Annotated in this window: 14 protein-coding genes; 7 read left to right on the top strand and 7 right to left on the bottom strand. The window is 46.6% G+C overall.

The window, feature by feature from the left end; genetic code table 11:
* Positions 1–2: 2 nt before the first annotated feature.
* The 6 genes from TBC1_RS05185 to TBC1_RS05160 form a co-directional block, all read right to left on the bottom strand.
* Entirely contained in the window at positions 3–1220 is a 1218-nt protein-coding gene (locus tag TBC1_RS05185) for a DUF116 domain-containing protein (RefSeq protein ID WP_062039464.1), read from the bottom strand.
* Positions 1221–1537: 317 nt separating this feature from the next.
* Positions 1538–2557 (bottom strand): glycogen-binding domain-containing protein, encoded by a 1020-nt coding sequence (locus TBC1_RS05180; protein WP_137305445.1) that lies wholly within the window; start codon positions 2555–2557, stop codon positions 1538–1540.
* Between the two features lie 12 nt (positions 2558–2569).
* Positions 2570–3340, bottom strand: coding sequence for a LytR/AlgR family response regulator transcription factor (locus tag TBC1_RS05175; protein WP_062039459.1), 771 nt, complete (start codon positions 3338–3340; stop codon positions 2570–2572).
* A 5-nt stretch (positions 3341–3345) separates the two neighbouring features.
* Positions 3346–4551: a sensor histidine kinase gene (locus tag TBC1_RS05170; RefSeq protein ID WP_172668834.1), complete on the bottom strand. Its 1206-nt coding sequence runs from the start codon at positions 4549–4551 to the stop codon at positions 3346–3348.
* A 26-nt stretch (positions 4552–4577) separates the two neighbouring features.
* Complete coding sequence (locus TBC1_RS05165) at positions 4578–4910, bottom strand: hypothetical protein (protein WP_137305443.1); 333 nt, start codon at positions 4908–4910, stop codon at positions 4578–4580.
* A 371-nt stretch (positions 4911–5281) separates the two neighbouring features.
* Positions 5282–6283: a D-alanine--D-alanine ligase gene (locus TBC1_RS05160; RefSeq protein ID WP_062039451.1), complete on the bottom strand. Its 1002-nt coding sequence runs from the start codon at positions 6281–6283 to the stop codon at positions 5282–5284.
* Between the two features lie 353 nt (positions 6284–6636).
* On the opposite strand from TBC1_RS05160, the gene TBC1_RS05155 reads away from it, so the two are divergent.
* The 7 genes from TBC1_RS05155 to TBC1_RS05125 all read left to right on the top strand — a co-directional run bounded on the left by TBC1_RS05155 (position 6637) and on the right by TBC1_RS05125 (position 15755).
* The gene (locus TBC1_RS05155; protein ID WP_062039448.1) at positions 6637–7470 is read left to right on the top strand and encodes a PASTA domain-containing protein; all 834 of its coding nucleotides are present in this window, start codon (positions 6637–6639) and stop codon (positions 7468–7470) included.
* Between the two features lie 45 nt (positions 7471–7515).
* On the top strand, positions 7516–9519 hold the full coding sequence (locus tag TBC1_RS05150; protein WP_062039445.1) for a T9SS type A sorting domain-containing protein: 2004 nt from the start codon (positions 7516–7518) through the stop codon (positions 9517–9519).
* A gap of 12 nt (positions 9520–9531) precedes the next feature.
* On the top strand, positions 9532–10611 hold the full coding sequence (locus tag TBC1_RS05145; RefSeq protein WP_062039442.1) for an RluA family pseudouridine synthase: 1080 nt from the start codon (positions 9532–9534) through the stop codon (positions 10609–10611).
* Between the two features lie 59 nt (positions 10612–10670).
* Positions 10671–11222 carry a hypothetical protein gene (locus TBC1_RS05140; protein WP_062039439.1) on the top strand — a complete coding sequence of 184 codons (552 nt, stop codon included), beginning with the start codon at positions 10671–10673 and terminating at the stop codon, positions 11220–11222.
* A gap of 139 nt (positions 11223–11361) precedes the next feature.
* Positions 11362–11889 (top strand): hypothetical protein, encoded by a 528-nt coding sequence (locus TBC1_RS05135; RefSeq protein ID WP_137305441.1) that lies wholly within the window; start codon positions 11362–11364, stop codon positions 11887–11889.
* A gap of 90 nt (positions 11890–11979) precedes the next feature.
* Positions 11980–14397, top strand: a complete 2418-nt coding sequence (locus TBC1_RS05130) for a TonB-dependent receptor (protein WP_062039433.1) — start codon at positions 11980–11982, stop codon at positions 14395–14397.
* Between the two features lie 341 nt (positions 14398–14738).
* Entirely contained in the window at positions 14739–15755 is a 1017-nt protein-coding gene (locus TBC1_RS05125; RefSeq protein ID WP_062039431.1) for a WD40 repeat domain-containing protein, read from the top strand.
* Between the two features lie 10 nt (positions 15756–15765).
* Here TBC1_RS05125 and TBC1_RS05120 read toward each other — a convergent pair whose 3' ends face one another.
* Positions 15766–17211: an IS1634 family transposase gene (locus TBC1_RS05120; RefSeq protein ID WP_062037166.1), complete on the bottom strand. Its 1446-nt coding sequence runs from the start codon at positions 17209–17211 to the stop codon at positions 15766–15768.
* Between the last annotated feature and the right edge of the window lie 75 nt (positions 17212–17286).

Raw genomic sequence — 17286 nt, 5'->3', positions numbered from 1 at the left:
GATCATGCAGCAACGGGATTCCCGGCCCTTGTCCCTTTGTTTTCGTTCACGATGCCGGAAGGTGGTTTATTTTCAATGATTCGGCGAAGTATTTCATTGATGTTCACACTGGTGCTTTGAGGATTATCCTTCCAGTGACTGCAGCCGGAGTGATCGAGCGCGATGCATTGCGCTGCAATGCCGTGCTTTTTGAGTTCAAAACCGCCGGCTAATAGAGTGGTAAGGCAGGCGACGCCCACTACACCAACTTGCTGTTCTTCGCCGGGGCGGGCGGCCCAGGCCGATAAGTCGGAAGAGTGACTGAGAATAAGCAGGTCAAATTTGTGTTTTTCGCCAAGCTGCCTCAGTTGATTTATCCTGCAACACGCATTGCAGCCAGTGCAAATTTCTCCTTTCTCATCCTTTATTGATTTGCACCCGGATTGCGGGCAACTTTTCAGGCAGCCCGGAACCAGCAACACCTTTTCTTTTGTTTTGAGAAATTCATTTCTTGTTGCCTTATTGATTATATATGCGCCCAGCATTCCCAGATGGTATTCCGATCTGTCCCTGAGCACAGAGATGGCATCTTCGCGAAGCTGGTATTTTTCATGAAATTGCTTGTTGAAACTGCTTACGCCTCTGGTGTAAATGCCCATTGCCGATTCGCTTTCAGCGCTGAAACGCTTTGCCGCATTTTTCATCAGGCAAATGGATATAAATGTGTAGGTTTCGTCCTCATGTTTAAAAAAGGCCAGCCAATCCCTGAAACGGAGTGCTTCACGCTGGAATTCACCAGTGGCTTCCATCCATTGAATCAGCTTTTCGAATCCGTTAACTCCGGGAATCAGAAAATCATCGCGGTGTTCAGGACTCTTCATCAGTTTTATGCCCAGCAAGCCTCTTGTTTTATCGGCGGTTATGACTGTAATCCCCTTTACCCGGCGCAGTCCGGCAAGCTGTTTCATTATGTCAAGGGTCGAATCGTGGGTTGCACTGGCATAGCCACCATAGATATTCCAGAAGGAGCCGATCAGCAGGGCTTCAAACAGATATTCTTCGCGCGAAGCGGGCACGTTCAGACTGGTCAGCGCATTATGACTCATGAATTCTTCGGTCACCCTGCCAAGGTACTCCGAAAGCTTAATGATGGTTTTTTCGGCGAATGCCTCCAGATCGGTATAGTACTGGTCCGGATTTTCATGATCGCTGTAAAGAGCGTAAGGATTGTCGGTCAACATCTTAATTACATTACAGGTATATTGAACTTCATAACAAAAATATCAGCTTCAATCATGATCTGAAATCTTTTGTCGATGAACAGGCTATTCCTTCCGGTGAACAGCGTTTTTGTCAGGATCAACCGTAAAAATAATTACAGGGTTTGGAGATGGTAAATGACACAGACCTTCCGGAGACAGCCTCAACAGCGCTCAGAGGTATCAACAGATGGGCCGTTTTTCAAGGTTTTAATGGAAAAGAAGTGAGTTGAATAACCTGTAAGGGTTTCACGCAAAATATGGAAATCACTGAATGCCGTTGATTGACGGCCGCCGGATTATCTGTCTTTCCAACGGTCGACCTTCAGATAAAGCGTATCACCATGACCCATAATGAAACTGCGGTCAGCGATATCTTTCCCGGAAAGGGTGGTTTCAACACTTCTCCAGTTTCCCCGGGTGATTTTAAAGGTAATGCTTTCATCTTCAGATGCGAGGGTAAGATAACGCCTGCCTGAATCATCGGTTTTAAAGGCGTGCCATTTATTGCCGGGGTTCCAGTTGTTGAAACTGCCTGCAGCATAAACGGGGTCTCCGGGAAGTGTTTCTTTGGGCAGACTGCTGATTACCAGGGTGACTTTTCTGATGGTTTTTACCCGGGTGCTGCGCCAGGCTTTGATGGCAACATACGTAGTATCCTGATTATCAAAACAAAGACGGCGGTTGGAGATGTCGTTGCCCGAGGGGTTTGTTTCAACGGATTCCCAGTTGCCGAGCGTGAATTTATAGTCCATGCATTCGGCCTGTTTGTCAAGGGTGATGTAATATTGCCCCTGGTCGTTTTTTTGCATGATAAACTCAAAATCTCCCGGATTCCAGCCATTGAAGGTGGAAGCCAGATAAATTACGGGGGCATCGGGTGTGTTTTCAGGTAATTCGCTAATCACCAATGTTTTCTGAATGCAATTCATTGGCTCTGTGTCTCCCCAGCAGTAAACCGTATTCAGAACCGTTTTATGCTCACCATACCGCAGGCTGCGGTTTGGGGTGTCGTAGCCGCATTCGTTCTTTTCAGCGGTGGTCCAGTCACCACGGGTGAATTTGTACTCCAGCTTACCGACTCCCCGGGGAAGTGTAATGGAATAAATACCGTTGGCTCTCCTTTCCATCCTGAACCGCTGGTCGCCGGGATCCCAGTTGTTGAAATTACCGGCAACATAAATTTCCGCCCCGGAAGGGGTATTGGCCGGCAAACGGTCCAGCACAATTTCCTGACGATAACAGGAAGTAAACAGGATGACGTGAAATCCGATCATTGCCATCCTGATTATGGTTGAGTATTTTCTGGTTATTCTCATTGTTCTTCTTTATTAGCGGTCGAGCCAGCTGATAAATTCCTGTGCCCTTGCCCTGCTGATATAAACAGGTTCAGGGGCGGCGGGCTTCATTTCAATCACCAGCCTTCCGTTGAAATACCGGCTCACCTTGCCTATACTGTCGATTTGGGCGATAAAACTGCGGTTCAGCCGGAAAAACCGGCCGGGATCAAGCAGTCTGATTGCCTGATCAAGGGTGTAATCTATGATAAACCGGTTGTTGCTTTTTGTGATCAGAAATACCACATTGTCCTCGGCATAAAACCATGCAACATCTTCAATACCGATGTGTTTGATCTGATCGCCGAGGCGTGCGATAAACCTTGATTTATATTCCTTTGAAGCCGGGCTGAGCAATTGCTCAAGCCGGGCGAGGTCGAATGGCAAAGGATTCTCCGGATTATAGGACTTTCTGACTGCATCCAGCTTGTCGAGGGCTGCCTTAAGTTCTTCCGGTTTGATTGGTTTAAGCAGATAGTCGATGCTGTTTACCTTAAAAGCCTGGATGGAGTATTCATCATAGGCTGTGGTAAATATTACCGGACAAAGGATTTTCTCCTGTTTGAATATCTCGAAACTCAATCCATCCGACAACTGTATGTCGAGGAAAATGAGGTCGGGCAGGTTGTTGTTCCTGAGCCACTCCAGGGTGTCTTCAATTGAATCGGTGCAGCCGGTTATACTGATGTCGCGGCCGGTTCCCGACAGCAACCTTTTCAGTTCCTGCTGGGCAAATGGTTCGTCTTCAACAATCAGCACTTTCATAACGTTCAGATTAACGGGACTTTTACAATAAACTCAGTATCTGATTCATTGATTTCAACGGGATGAGGGGTAAGAAATCCGTACCTGCTCACGATATTCTTCAGGCCCATGGCTGTTGAGGCTTCATCAGCCTGTTTCTTCTGGAGGTTATTGCGGACGTTCAGATAAAGGTTGTTTTCTGCGAAAATATCAATGTTTAAAGGTCTTTTGGCCGAAACAATATTGTGTTTAACGGCATTTTCAATCAGTAATTGCAGGGTCATGGGGGCAATCAGCCGATGCATCAGCGCATCCTCTATCTTCAGGGAAATGATCAGTTTGTTGTCGAACCTGAGCTGATAAAGGTAAACAAAGGCTTTGATAAAGGTGAGTTCTTCTCCCAGCGTGATGGTTTCACGGTTTCTGTTTTCGAGCACATAACGGTACACATCTGACAGGTGCCTGATAAAGTGAGCTGCTTTTTCGCGGTCCTCATAGATCAGTGATGAAAGGGTGTTCAGGCTGTTGAACAGAAAATGCGGATTAATCTGGGCCCTGAGGGCTTCAAACCGGAACTCGGCATTCTCTTTTCTGAACCGTTCAACCTCGGCCAATCCGATTCTCCAGCGGTTAAGCAGGAATACGGCGAATTCGAGAAATGCCGGCAGCAGAACCAGGAAGAAGAGATAATAGATTGCCGTGAAGGCCTCGTCGGAGAATTTGATAAAGGCTGGTTTCAGCAAAAGCAAGTTTACAATGATGCGCAGGGAAACAATGGCAACAAGTCCGGTAAAGCCGATGATCAGGCATTCAAGTGCCAGCCGTCGCGTAGGGCTTTTTTCCCACGGGATATGCCTGTTAATTCTGTGTTTCAGTAAAAACACCAATTCCGGAATGGCAACCGTCAGCAGTGCGGCGCCGAGGTATTCCTGCCATGGCCTGATCACTTCGTAAAAACGATAAATCATTCCGAATGACAGATCGAGCATCAGGCGGAGAGGTATGCTCAGGAGAACGAATAGAGATACTCTGAGAAGTGGTTTTTTTAAAATTTCTCCGGTCATCCGCCTGGGATTTGATTGCTTCAAAGGTAGTAAAATGAAATCAATGCCATAACTGCCTTCCATCGCCTTATCGCCTGAAAGTCTTTCACCAGACAACTGCATTGGAAAAATGCCGGAAAATTCTCCGGCATAATGCGTTTGATCCGTAAGTGCTGGTGCAGAGGTCATCCATTCCATGCTTTAGCGGGCGTGGATTATTTTTGGATCTTCATTTCGGAAATCACTTCCCCGTTCTGCTCAACCAGAACATCATAGGATCCTGCGGGAAGCCCGTTCAGGTGATAGCGCAGATAGCGGCTGCCCTGTTTTTTAATGCGTGTCTTCATCAGCGGAGTTCCTGATGCGCTGCATATCGTGACCTTTACCAGTTGTCCCGGGATTTTGGCTACGTAGACATCGACACTTTCGGTGTTGGTCTGGAAAATATGGACCTTTGCTTTCATGGTTCCGGTTTTTCCTCCGGTTGATGCCTGTAAGCTGATTGACAGCATCATTGCGATTGCGGTTGCGAAGATGAAAGTTTTCATGGCTTTGGGTTTTAATGTTTCTGAATCGTGTTTTCCTGTTGATGAAGCAAAGGTAATTCAGGCCCCCGCGAGCTGAAATGCATTTCGTGTCAACCGACAGGCGGGCAGGGCGAAGTGTTGAATCTGAAGGGTGAATTGCAGGAAGGCAATACCGGAATTTTACATTTTCAGATGCCGGATCATTCGTAGCCGATATCTCTGTCTAGGGTAAAGTATTGTAATACATGTATATACGAAAATCGTTGCGGAACCTTACAATGATGGCTGGCAATATAAAAACTGACATAACCTTCCTGATTTTAACCGGAATTATTGTAGTCTTTGAAAATCAAACCGTTGATCAGGATATTGTGCCTGTTGCCACAGTGCAATTACCGGTATCTTTCCAGGGTTTCCGTAAGCAGATCGGTAAACAGCCGGTTAAGACTGATTCCCATGTGGGCAGCCTGTTGAGGAACGATGCTGGCTTCGGAAAGGCCGGGTATGGTATTCACCTCAAGGAAATAGAACTGCCTTTTGCCTGGAATTTCATCAGGGGTAAGGATGTAATCGAAGCGTACGACACCCCGGCAGTTGAGCCGGCGGTAAAGCATCAGTGAAATGTGACGGCATTCTTCAGCCAGTTCATCACTCAGACGCGCCGGAGTGATTTCATCTGAATATCCGCTGTACTTGGCTTCAAAGTCGAAGAATTCTTTATGGCTGATGATTTCAGTGAGCGGAAGTACAACAGGTTTGCCGTTCTTTTCATAGATTCCGCAGGTGATTTCCACTCCGGGAATAAATTCCTGAACCAGCACTTCTTCATCCGATTCAAAGGCAAGCTGAATGGCCGGAAGCAGCTCTTCGCGGGAATGAACCTTTGAAATGCCAACGCTCGATCCGTTGCTGTTGGGCTTTACAAAGCAAGGGAGACCGGTGATGCTGAGGATAGCGTCCGGGTCAGACGTATCGCGTTTGTGCAGGTAAACGGTGTTGGCAACATTCACGCCGGCCCTTCCCACAAATTCATTACAGAAAAATTTATTGAAAGTCAATGCGGAAGTGGCACGGCCACAAGTGTTGTAGGGTATGCCGATCATGTCGAGGTAACCCTGCAGCTTGCCATCTTCTCCCGGTGTACCGTGTATACCGATGAAGGCAGCATCAAACTTTACTTTTTCTTCCGGCAGTTGAATTGTAAAATCGTTCAGATTTACCGGGAATTCAGATCCGGCTGAATCCCTGAATATCCATTGTTCTTTTCCGATAATCAATGGGAATATCCTGAACAGGCCCTTATCGATGTGCTGTTCAATTACTTTGCCGCTTTTAACGGAAATCTCATATTCCTGTGAATAGCCGCCGGTAAGCAGCGCGATGTTTTTCTTCATCTTGGACCTTTTGGATTGAAGCATTGCAAATTTAAAAACAATGGAGTTTGTGCATGCGACCGGTAAATAAAATTATCCTTACCTGCGATGCTTTATCCCAAAGAGAAATGAAGAAGAACTGCACCGGCGTTCTGGCACTCAGTTGAGTGGTTCATGAGAAAGGCAGGACCTGTTGCGGAAAGAGAAATATTTTGACAGTGTGGCAATCTTTAAAAATCCGTCGTTTTTCAGGCCTCTCAATTATTTATATCTTTGCAGTGACGTGCAATAATTTGTTTGTGCGGTAGTTTATTATCCTGTCCGGGTTTTTATATGGCTGATGGCGATCTGTCTTCCGGAATAAGTTTGCATGCATGAACTTTTTTGAATTTATTCAGACCCGTGTTTTTGTCAGGCATTTCATCTTATCGGTGGTACTGACAATTTTGATTGTAAGCCTGGTATTGTGGGCGCTGAAATGGTATACCCATCACGGGGAGTCCATAGCAGTGCCTTCGCTTGTCGGCTTAACGCCTGACCAGATCAGCCAGCTGGAAACCATCTCTGACTTTGAAGTAATCATTGTCGATTCGGTATTCGATTCTAAAATGCCAAAAGGATCGGTGATTATTCAGGATCCGTTGCCAGGCTCAAACGTCAAGCGCCACCGCAAGATTTACCTGACTACTGTTGCCGTGATGCCCGAAAAGGTGAGTATGCCCGACCTTGTCGACCTCTCACTTCGTCAGGCGACAGCCACACTCGAAACTTACGGCCTGAAGCTGGGTAATATCAGTTATGTTCCCGATATCGCCGCCAATGCAGTGCTCGGGCAATATTACCGGGGAAGTACCATTGATCCCGGATTTGAGATACTCAAGGGGTCGGTGATTGAGTTAAGGGTGGGGCAGAGCGTTGGAGGTACCCGTTTTCAGGTGCCGTTCCTGATCGGGAAGACCAGACAGGAAGCTTTACAACTGCTGAAGAACAAATACCTGGGTCCGGGGGAGGAGGTTTTTGAAGACAATGCAGATCCGGAAACCGCCAGGGTTTATACCCAGACGCCTTCCTATGTAAGGGGGCTTTTGCTGAACGCCGGGCAAACAGTAAGTCTTGTATTCAGGGACCCGGATAAGTTCGATTTTGATGCTTACCTTCAGACTATGGGTGCCGACACGCTGGAGGTGGTCAATGATTCAATCTTTTAACATTTATATAAACGGCGCTGGCATGCAAAATATAATATTTCTGGTATGGTAAACCGAACGATTATACGGCTTTTGATTATTTTGCTGATTCCCTTATCTTCTTATTCACAGGAAGTGATTACCGGATTGCAGATCAATTCCAGGGTAAAAATGGAATCTGTTGACCGTGATGCCGGGCGTACAGTTGTTACTCCCTTATTGCTCCCCTTTTTTGATGATTTCAGCGGAAGGTCTGTTTTGCCGGATCCGGAACTGTGGTCAGATTCAGATGCCTTTATCAGTGACGATTATGCCATGTTCCCGCCAACTGTCGGAGTTGCCACCCTCGACGCCATTGATCATCTTGGCAGGCTATACAGCAATGCGAGCCCTTATCCGTTTATGGCCGATTTTTTAACATCACAGCCCATACGCCTCGATTCGGTTTTTTCACCGGTTAAACGCAAAATCACCCGGGCTGATTCTGTATACTTCAGCTTCTATTATCAGCCGCAGGGCAGGGGCAATGCTCCTGCCAGAAATGATTCACTGGTGCTGGAATTTCTTGCCCCCGGAGAGACCCAGACCATCATTTTTCCGGTGGATACTACCATCAACGGGATTGATACAACTGTGATGGATACGGTTATGCTGGAAGGATGGCGCAAGGTCTGGAGTACATCCGGACAATCGCTTAACACTTTTTATGCCAGCGACAGCCTGTGGTTTCGTCAGGTAATGGTTCCTGTTCTTGACAGCGCCAGGTTTTATACCGGTGATTTCCGTTTTCGGTTTCGAAACTATGCTAGTCTGGCCAGTGGTATCTTGCCTGATTGGCAAAGCAACGGTGATCAGTGGAACATCGATTATGTCTATCTGAATATAGGCCGGGGTATTTACGATACGCTGCATCGCGATGTAGCCTTTGCAGCCAAAGCACCGAATATGCTCCGGAATTATACTGGCATGCCCTACAACCAATACCGCGCCAATTTCGTAAATGAAATGAGCGACAGCCTGAACATCAGGATCACCAACCTCGACGGCATTGATTATAATGCATCTTACCGCTATGAGGTTTCCCGTGATTATCAGGAGCCTTTTCATTATTACACAGCCGGAAATTTCTTTGTCCCACCGTTCATTACCTCGGGTTATGTTACCCATCAGCCGTTTGCACGTCCGCCGGTAAATTTTGTATTCCCGATCGGCACTCAGGAGAAGGTTACTTATACAACCACGCATATTGTGAATACCGAGGCCAACCTGGGCCGGAGGCAGAATGACACCATCAGGAATGTTCAGGTTTTTGCAAATTTCCTCTCTTATGATGACGGCACTGCAGAAGCGGGCTATGGATTGACGCCCGCAGGCGCCCAGCTGGCTTATAAATTCAGGCTCAACAGGGCCGATTCGCTGCTCGCTGTGCAGATGTATTTCAACCAGACCCTTACCGGCGGTAATGTGAAAAGTTTCTATCTCAATGTCTGGAACGACTATTTCGGTGAGCCCGGGGAGCTGATATATTCGCGTTTCGGATATGAACCGGCATACGAAGACAGCCTGAACCAGTTTTATACCTATAAACTTGACAGTATCATCAAAATAGAGCCGGGCCGCTTTCCTAACCTGATCTTCTATGTGGGATGGGAACAGACAACCTCAGATAACCTGAACCTCGGTTACGATTGGAATAACGATGCTTCGGCGAATACCTTTTACCGCACCTTCGGAGGCTGGGGACAAAGCCTCTATGCAGGAGCCCTGATGATCAGGCCGGTGCTGGGAAAATTGAAAGTTGTCGGAATCCCGGAAACAAAGCAAGCGGAAAAATTGATTATTTACCCAAATCCTTCTGCGGATGGCAGAATAGTCATTGAATTGCCCGATGAAGTCAGGTCCAATGGTCTGACGCTCACAGTAACAGGAACTGACGGCAGAATGATCAGTCAGCAAGCCTTCTCCCGTGAGCCGGATTTATCGATGCTTCCTCCGGGCTTCTATCTGCTGCAGCTGATCAGCGATGACCATCAGGTAATCGGCCGGGGTAAACTGATCATCAACCGGTAAAGCTTGTACCCGATGCCGGAAGCCGAAGATTTTTTTGAAGAACATGACTCTCCTGAATTTGCGGATGACGAGAATGTAGAGAACGAACTCTATGAACATCACCGCATCATAGCTGATAAAGGTCAGGGTTTGTTGCGGATTGACAAATTCCTGATGATCCGCATCGAAAATGCTTCCAGGAACAAGATTCAGCAGGCAGCCAAAGCCGGAAATATCCTGGTGAACGGTGAGCCCGTCAGGCAGAATTACAGGGTTAAGCCATTGGATGTCATCTCCGTGGTGATGGCTCATCCGCCCAGGGATACTGAAGTGCTTCCCGAAGAGATCCCCCTGAATATTGTATATGAAGATGAACATCTGCTGGTGATCAATAAGGATGCCGGAATGGTTGTTCATCCCGGTTACGCCAACTTCGAAGGAACCATGCTGAATGCCCTGGTCTGGCATATGCGCAGCCGGCCCGGCGCACAGACCGATGCAATGCCTTTACTGGTTCACCGCATCGATAAGGATACTTCAGGGATTATTCTGGTTGCTAAAACTGAAGAGGCCCAGACCCGCCTTGCCCGGAATTTTTTCGATCACACCATTCGCCGGACCTACCAGGCAATTGTATGGGGCACGCCCAGGGAACCCGAAGGGACAATTACAGGTCATGTAGGCCGTAATCTGAACAACCGGCTGATTATGGCCGTTTTTCCGGACGGCAGTCATGGCAAACACGCAGTCACCCATTACAGGGTGCTCCGAAGTTTCGATTATGTGAGCCTGATCGAATGCCGTCTCGAAACCGGCAGAACGCACCAGATCCGCGCCCATTTGAAATACCTTGGCCATCCGCTTTTCGGAGATGAACGTTATGGTGGTAACCAGATACTGAAGGGCACGACCTCCGGATCATACAGAAAGTTCGTGGAAAACTGCTTTCATATCTGTCCACGACAGGCGCTTCATGCAAAATCGCTTGGATTTAACCATCCGGTTACCGGGAAAGAGATGTTTTTTGACTCGGCGTTGCCTGCTGATATGCGCGCAGTGCTTGACCGCTGGGAACGCTATCTTGCCGGCCGGGGAGAGCAACAGATTGAGTAAGATTGAAACATTTTTACCCGCTTACCGTTTACCGGAAATAGATATCGTAAACTTCAAGAATGAACGATCTGGAGTTACTGAAGAATCTGGTGCTGGCGCCTTACATTCTGAAGGCTACCGCCCTTGTCGGTGTCAGCCGGAAGGTGGGCGGCAACCAGTTCAGGCATTCCTTTGCAACGCTGGGGATTCTGCTCGACTATCATCTTGTACATGACCCTGTCCTGCTTAAAGCTTCATTGCTGCACGATTTGTTTGAGGAGCTGCCTGAAACCGAACTGGACGAGATCCGAAATATTGATCATGATGGTCCTCAGGTGGTGGAACTCGTGCTTGAGGTAACCCGCCAGCCGTATGAGACCAAAGCCGGATATCTTGCAAGGGTGCTGGAGAATGGATCCCGCAACGCATTGATCCTGAAATGTGCCGACCGGATTAGCAATCTTACCGATTTGCACCGCGATTCTCATGAACCAGCTAAAATACTGTCATACCTGGATCAGACTGAGCAGTATATCCTCCCCATGGCCAGAAAAGTAAACGGGGATATGGTAATAGAGCTTACCGACCTGGTTGCAAGGAGAAGAAATATTCTCCTGAATGTTGGTTTTTAGGGTAAATCATATTACAAAACCTGAATCCTGAAGAATCATTTATACATAAGAGCAGAAGTCATCAGAAAGCGTTTTTCGGATAAACGGTGAGGTGATCCGATGTTTATCTTTAAATTTGCCGGTTACGAACTTCGGTCAGTTGAAAAGAATTATTCCCATATTGCTGCTTCTGTCGCTGAGCCTCAATGGCACGGCTTATTATTTTCTTTTCAGGCTGCAGCAGGATAAAATCCGTAAAGAGATCAAGATGATGATCAAGGCGGGTGTTCCTGATGGAGAGCTGTCGATTATCCGGCATACGGCTGAAAACGCTGAAGATTTTTACTGGATTCATTCGCGCGAATTTCGTTACAGAGGGGTGATGTATGATGTGGTAAGATCGGAGCGGGCCCCCGATGGTGCAACATTGCTGCACTGTGTTACAGACCGTCAGGAAACCCTTTTGTTTGCCAACCTCGACCGTATGACAAAGAGCCAGGCGGCAAGGCATCCGGCACACACCAAAGCCATCCATTTCTATTCTTTACTGATGGGAGGTTTGTTTACCCCTCCTGATGCTGAAAATATACGGCCCGATTCCGGTTTTCTGATACTGGACGCCATTTTTATACTTTTTTATAAGCAACCGGGTATTTTTATTGATGCGCCTCCTCCGCAAGTTGTATAATTAATGAATTTTTAAAACAGCATATTTATCAGAAGCATTTTTTTGCCTCTGATGTATTGCATTTATTGTTAATTCTCAATCCTATTATAAATGTCAATAAAATACTTTATTGCCGTGGCCTGTTTATTTATGTCGGCAGGCCTGACGGCTCAAAAGCTGACAGTTGCGGATCGCACTACCGGGCAGCCGCTGGCCAATGTTGCCATTATATCGGAAAATCCGGCGGTTATGGCAACGACCAACAGCAGGGGGCAGGTGGATTTTTCAGGCTTCAGGGGGGCTCCAGAAATAGTCTTCAGGCATATTGGCTATCAGACCCGTATGCTCTCATACGCCGACGCTGAAAAATTGAATTTCTTTATCGATCTGGCTGTTTCACGCATTACCCTGGATGAAGTTGTCATTTCGGCCAACCGCTGGGAGCAGAACGAAAGAGAGATTCCGCAGCGTGTCGAAAAAATCGGCATGCAGCAGATCGCATTTGCCAATCCGCAAACGGCTGCCGATCTGCTCAGTGTCGGTGGTTATGCATACATTCAGAAAAGCCAGCTGGCAGGGGGATCACCGATTTTACGGGGGTTTGCAACCAACCGGGTTATGCTGGTGGTTGACGGCGTCAGGATGAATAACGCGATTTTCAGAACAGGTAATCTTCAGAATGTCATTTCCATTGATGCGGCTGCCGTGGAGAGTAATGAAATTCTTTTTGGTCCCGGGGCAGTAATGTATGGTAGTGATGCCATTGGCGGGGTAATGGATTTTCATACCCTTTCACCTGTTTTTTCGCAAAACGGCAAATCCACGATAAAGGGCAATGCTTTCGCACGATTTTCATCGGCAAACCTGGAGAAAACAGGACATTTTGACTTTTCGGCCGGGCTGAAAAAATGGGCTTTTGTAACCAGTGCGACATGGTCAGATTTTGATGACCTGAAAGCAGGATCAAACGGAAATTCCTATTTTTTGCGGCCGGTTTACCAGAAAACGGAGAATGGCCAGGATATTACTGTTGAGAATGATGATCCGCAGAAACAGGTTTATTCAGGTTACAGTCAGTACAGCCTGCTTCAGAAGATTGCATTCAAGCCGTATGCCGGCTCGGAGCTGGACTATACACTCTATTACTCAGGGACGTCCGATGCTCCCCGTTATGACCGGCTTTATCTCGCCGATGACGATGGCAGTCTGGTAAATGCCCAGTGGTATTACGGGCCGCAGCAATGGATGATGAACCGGCTGTCTGCCAGGCTCAGAAGCGATGATGGCATTTTTGATCAATTCCGGATTGTTGCAGCGCATCAGCTTTATAAGGAGAGCCGGCATGACCGTAAAATGAACAATAAGCGGCTGCGCAATCAGTATGAAGAAGTGAACGCGTTTTCACTGAATCTGGATCTGGACAAAAGGCTGAGCGAAAAACTTGCCTTGTTTTACGGAGGAGAAGCCGTCTATAACAAGGTAGGTTCTGAAGCAAACCGGAAGCATATCGAAACCGGAGAGGTAAGCTCTGTGAATACAAGGTATCCTGACGGCTCCACCTGGCAGTCATACGCACTCTATACTACGGCACGCCTTCAGCTGAATCAGAAAACCACCGTGAATGCCGGTTTTCGCTACAGCTATGTGGCGATGGAGGCTGCGTTTGACACCAGTATGTTTCCTTTCCCGTTTACCGAAGCATCACTTGGCAACGGTGCGCTGAACGGAGGTTTGGGTATAACCTGGAGCCCGCAGAACAACTGGAAGCTGTATACCAATTTTTCTTCAGGTTTCCGGTCGCCGAATATCGATGACCTGGGAAAAGTATTCGATTCAGAGCCGGGGTCGGTGGTTGTCCCGAATGTCAACCTGAAACCTGAGTATGCATGGAACGCCGAAGGTGGCTTCGCTTTTACAATGGGCGACTTTCTGAAAGCTGACCTGAGCCTTTATTATACACTGCTGACCGATGCGCTTGCCCGCCGCGATTTCAGCTACAACGGTCGCGACAGTATTGTTTATGATGGTGAACTGAGCCGGGTGCAGGCCATACAGAATATCACGAGTGCCAGGGTATTCGGCCTTCAGGGCGGATTTAAGGCTAACCTGGGCCGGGGCTTCGGACTGAGTACGGCTTTTAACTGGCAGAATGGCGAGGAACAGAGCGAGGACAGCCTGAAATACTATCCGCTGCGACACGCGGTGCCATTTTTTGGCAGTACGCACCTTACCTGGGAGCTGCCGAAACTTCGCTTCGATCTTTATGCCGAATATAATGCCGGCCTGGATTACGAAGATCTTCCGCTGTCAGAAAGGACCGATGCTACACCCTATGCAAAAGACGGGAATGGCAATCCTTATGTTCCCGCCTGGGCTACCCTGAATTTCAAGGCAGCCTGGTATATTAACAGGAATTTTACCCTGAATGCTGGAGTGGAGAATATCACCGATCAGCTTTATCGTCCGTTTGCTTCAGGGATCAGTGCCCCGGGACGCAATTTTATCATAGCTTTGCGGGCTTCATTTTAAGCAATTTCAGATTACAGCCTGCAGGGAGAGTCCACTGATCCTGCCCTTTGTAACCTTCATATCCGTATTGTTAGGTATTTTATTACCGAACACTACGGATTTTTTTTGTACTGTTTTTCTTCAAACCGAAAACTTCAATCCGAATTTAATCATTACGGACCCGCAATAATTTTATTAAAACTCTGTAAATCAAATGTATGTATTTGTGTGTTTTACGACCTTCCGGCTGCATTACCTTCATAACTTATTATTGGGCTAATTAAACCCAGAACGATCGTAATGCCGGAAGAAACTCAAAGCATTTAACTTTGTTATAATTGGCCGTTGAATTAAGTCAATTTATGCGATATACTTTACCCTACATACGTACCGGACTGTTTTTGCTATTGGCCATAGCTTTGGCTGAAGCGTCAGCCCAGCATATCAACGCGGATTACGAAAAGTTCAAAGTTTCGGATAACCGGTTCATTCATTCGGGCCTGGCCATGTCGCCTGATCAGCGGTTGCTGGCCATTGCATGTACACAAGGGTTTCCGTTGTATATTTATGACTTTCGCAATCGCTCGATAATCAGGCAGTTTGATGTAGGTAACTGGTATGCCGGAGCCAGGGTGAACTGGTCTTCAAATGGCAGGTATCTTTTGCTTCAGCAGTTATATTATCTGGATTTCTCACCGAATCGTGACCGTGAGGTGAATTTTGAGGTGATTGACGCTGCAAGCGGTGAACGGGTATTGCGGCTTGAGAAATATCATGATGTAAAGATCACACCTGATGAACGACTTGCGGTTGCCCTCGCCAATGATGTTCTGGAATTTTATGAGCTCAGCACGGGAAGAATTGTGGAAAGGAGAACCATTAAGGATGCAACCAATAGCTTGGAAATCAGTCCTGATGGGAGATATATAGCTGTGTCGCACCGGCCGGCGGAAGCATATCTTAAAAACGACCCCCAGTTCAGGAAGAACCCTAAAGCGCTGAAATTTAATCTTAAATTCAAGCAACTTATTTCTGTGTACAATGCTTCCGATTTCACGTTTGTCGCTACTGTAAATGAATATTATGATAATGTATACCGGCTGGAGTGGTCGGCCGACGGGAGGGAACTTTATTGCCTGAGTATTCCGTATACCAAAGCAGCCACAGCTGCCAGCGGCCGGCAAAATTTTATCAGTGTGATCGATGCTGTGAATTTTAAAAGTACCCGTACAGTTTTCCCGTCCAATTCGAATTATGAACCGGCTTTTCGCAAAAGTCATGAAGGGAAATACATGGGCGTGGTAAGCTGGGGCAAATTTCCTGAACTCCGCATCGATGATGCCGTAACCGGACAGGTGTTGCACAGGTTTGAACCGTAACTTTTCTTAGTTACGTAATATGCACACCAATTTTTCCGATCAGGTCAGCGGTTTTCCGTGTGATCTCGGCATTATGCCACGATTCGTTGATTTTTACTTTGCGCACTTCGGTTAGTATTTTCAGAAAGTCAGCCGGGGAATACACTTTGTTGAGATTGTTCTTGATGAGCAGGTGGAATAACTTGTAGTACCAGTGCAAACTGATGTAGTTGATAAACATCCAGCCTTCAAGGGCTTGCTCGTCCTGCATATAACTTCTATCTGCTTCGACAACATTTTTCAACGTATCTATCATCAGTTCGATTTGGTCGCGGCTCTTATAGTCTTCATAAATTTCTTTAGGGGTTTTCTCCAGGTTGTTCAGTAAGGAGATGGTACCAAAAGTGTGTTGTTTTTGATGGAATTTCTCAATGGTAAATTTTTTAGGGCATGTTTCTATGCGGTCAAGAAAATCACGTTCTTCTCTCGTTTTCAACTCCGGATCCAAATAAACAACTGTATTGAATTGCCCTGATTGAATGGTGTAATGCCAGATAAACCTGTCTTCGAATTTGAAATAGTTGTCAAAAATCTGTTTATCTGTCTGCTTGATCTTTGAATAATCAATCCGCAAACTATCACGTTTGAGGGGGATTATAAATTTTAGCCCTTCGCCATACAACTGATTAACGTTGTTCTCGGAATAAAACCCTTTATCAGCAATTATCACGGCATCTTTTACCCCACTCTCCTTCAGGCAGAGTTTGAAGGACTTCACATCTTTTATGTTTCCTGGTGTGATCCGGTAATATATTGGCAACTGCTGTCCAACTGAGAAGACAAACATCAGGTTGATAAGTTTGTCGTAAGTCCCTTTTTTGCTCTTTCCATTCTTATTTATGCCAATCTTTTCCGAGCACGAATTAATGTCGGTGCCATCAAACAGAATACAGTCGTTGGCTTTGCTAAATTCTCTGAAAAACGCCACAATATCGCTTCGGCTATTGCCAAGTTCACGCAAAACCCATCCAAGTTCTTTGGCTGACAGAGTTGTATCTGTATATAGCTCGGATAAAAAGCTGTGTTGAAAATGAAATGCCATGTTTTTTAATGGCGCCTGGTGAAGTATCCGGCCATAGGCAAGAGCCATGATCGTTTGCCAATGTAAGGGGAAGTGTTTTTGCAGAAGTTTTGGATATTGCTCCAATATCTCTGTAATAAAATGAGTAACTCCATATTCCTTAACCGAGAGGTGAGAAATCATGGGTTCTTTTGTTCGAAGCCGGTCTTTATCGGACATAACAAAACCGTCTTCCTCAGTAATCTTTCCCAGGAGTTTTCCAGTAATCTTTTGGGGTCTCTTTTTCTCCGGGTTCCATTTACTGCTAACCTCATAGAGGTAGTAATGACCGTTGAGCAGTCTAAGCTCAGTTCCTTTACGTTTGTGGCGGGTTGCCCACTCTGGATGTAAAACCATAATGTAACGTATTTACGTAATATCAAAGTAACACTAAAAAACCTGAAATGTCAAGCAAATCAGGCCTTTTGTTAA

It is taken from the genome of Lentimicrobium saccharophilum (genome assembly GCF_001192835.1).
Lineage (GTDB): Bacteria > Bacteroidota > Bacteroidia > Bacteroidales > Lentimicrobiaceae > Lentimicrobium > Lentimicrobium saccharophilum.
The sequence above is the reverse complement of the archived record's forward strand: the minus strand, read 5'-3'. Positions and strand labels throughout refer to the sequence as shown.

Bases quoted from the DNA above. Each gene is read 5' to 3' on its own strand.
- TBC1_RS05185 (WP_062039464.1), bottom strand. From the start codon at position 1,220: ATGTTGACCGACAATCCTTACGCTCTTTACAGCGATCATGAAAATCCG.
- TBC1_RS05125 (WP_062039431.1), top strand. From the start codon at position 14,739: ATGCGATATACTTTACCCTACATACGTACCGGACTGTTTTTGCTATTG.
- TBC1_RS05140 (WP_062039439.1), top strand. From the start codon at position 10,671: ATGAACGATCTGGAGTTACTGAAGAATCTGGTGCTGGCGCCTTACATT.
- TBC1_RS05145 (WP_062039442.1), top strand. From the start codon at position 9,532: ATGCCGGAAGCCGAAGATTTTTTTGAAGAACATGACTCTCCTGAATTT.
- TBC1_RS05165 (WP_137305443.1), bottom strand. From the start codon at position 4,910: ATGAAAACTTTCATCTTCGCAACCGCAATCGCAATGATGCTGTCAATC.
- TBC1_RS05155 (WP_062039448.1), top strand. From the start codon at position 6,637: ATGAACTTTTTTGAATTTATTCAGACCCGTGTTTTTGTCAGGCATTTC.
- TBC1_RS05160 (WP_062039451.1), bottom strand. From the start codon at position 6,283: ATGAAGAAAAACATCGCGCTGCTTACCGGCGGCTATTCACAGGAATAT.
- TBC1_RS05175 (WP_062039459.1), bottom strand. From the start codon at position 3,340: ATGAAAGTGCTGATTGTTGAAGACGAACCATTTGCCCAGCAGGAACTG.
- TBC1_RS05180 (WP_137305445.1), bottom strand. From the start codon at position 2,557: ATGAGAATAACCAGAAAATACTCAACCATAATCAGGATGGCAATGATC.
- TBC1_RS05120 (WP_062037166.1), bottom strand. From the start codon at position 17,211: ATGGTTTTACATCCAGAGTGGGCAACCCGCCACAAACGTAAAGGAACT.
- TBC1_RS05170 (WP_172668834.1), bottom strand. From the start codon at position 4,551: ATGACCTCTGCACCAGCACTTACGGATCAAACGCATTATGCCGGAGAA.
- TBC1_RS05130 (WP_062039433.1), top strand. From the start codon at position 11,980: ATGTCAATAAAATACTTTATTGCCGTGGCCTGTTTATTTATGTCGGCA.
- TBC1_RS05150 (WP_062039445.1), top strand. From the start codon at position 7,516: ATGGTAAACCGAACGATTATACGGCTTTTGATTATTTTGCTGATTCCC.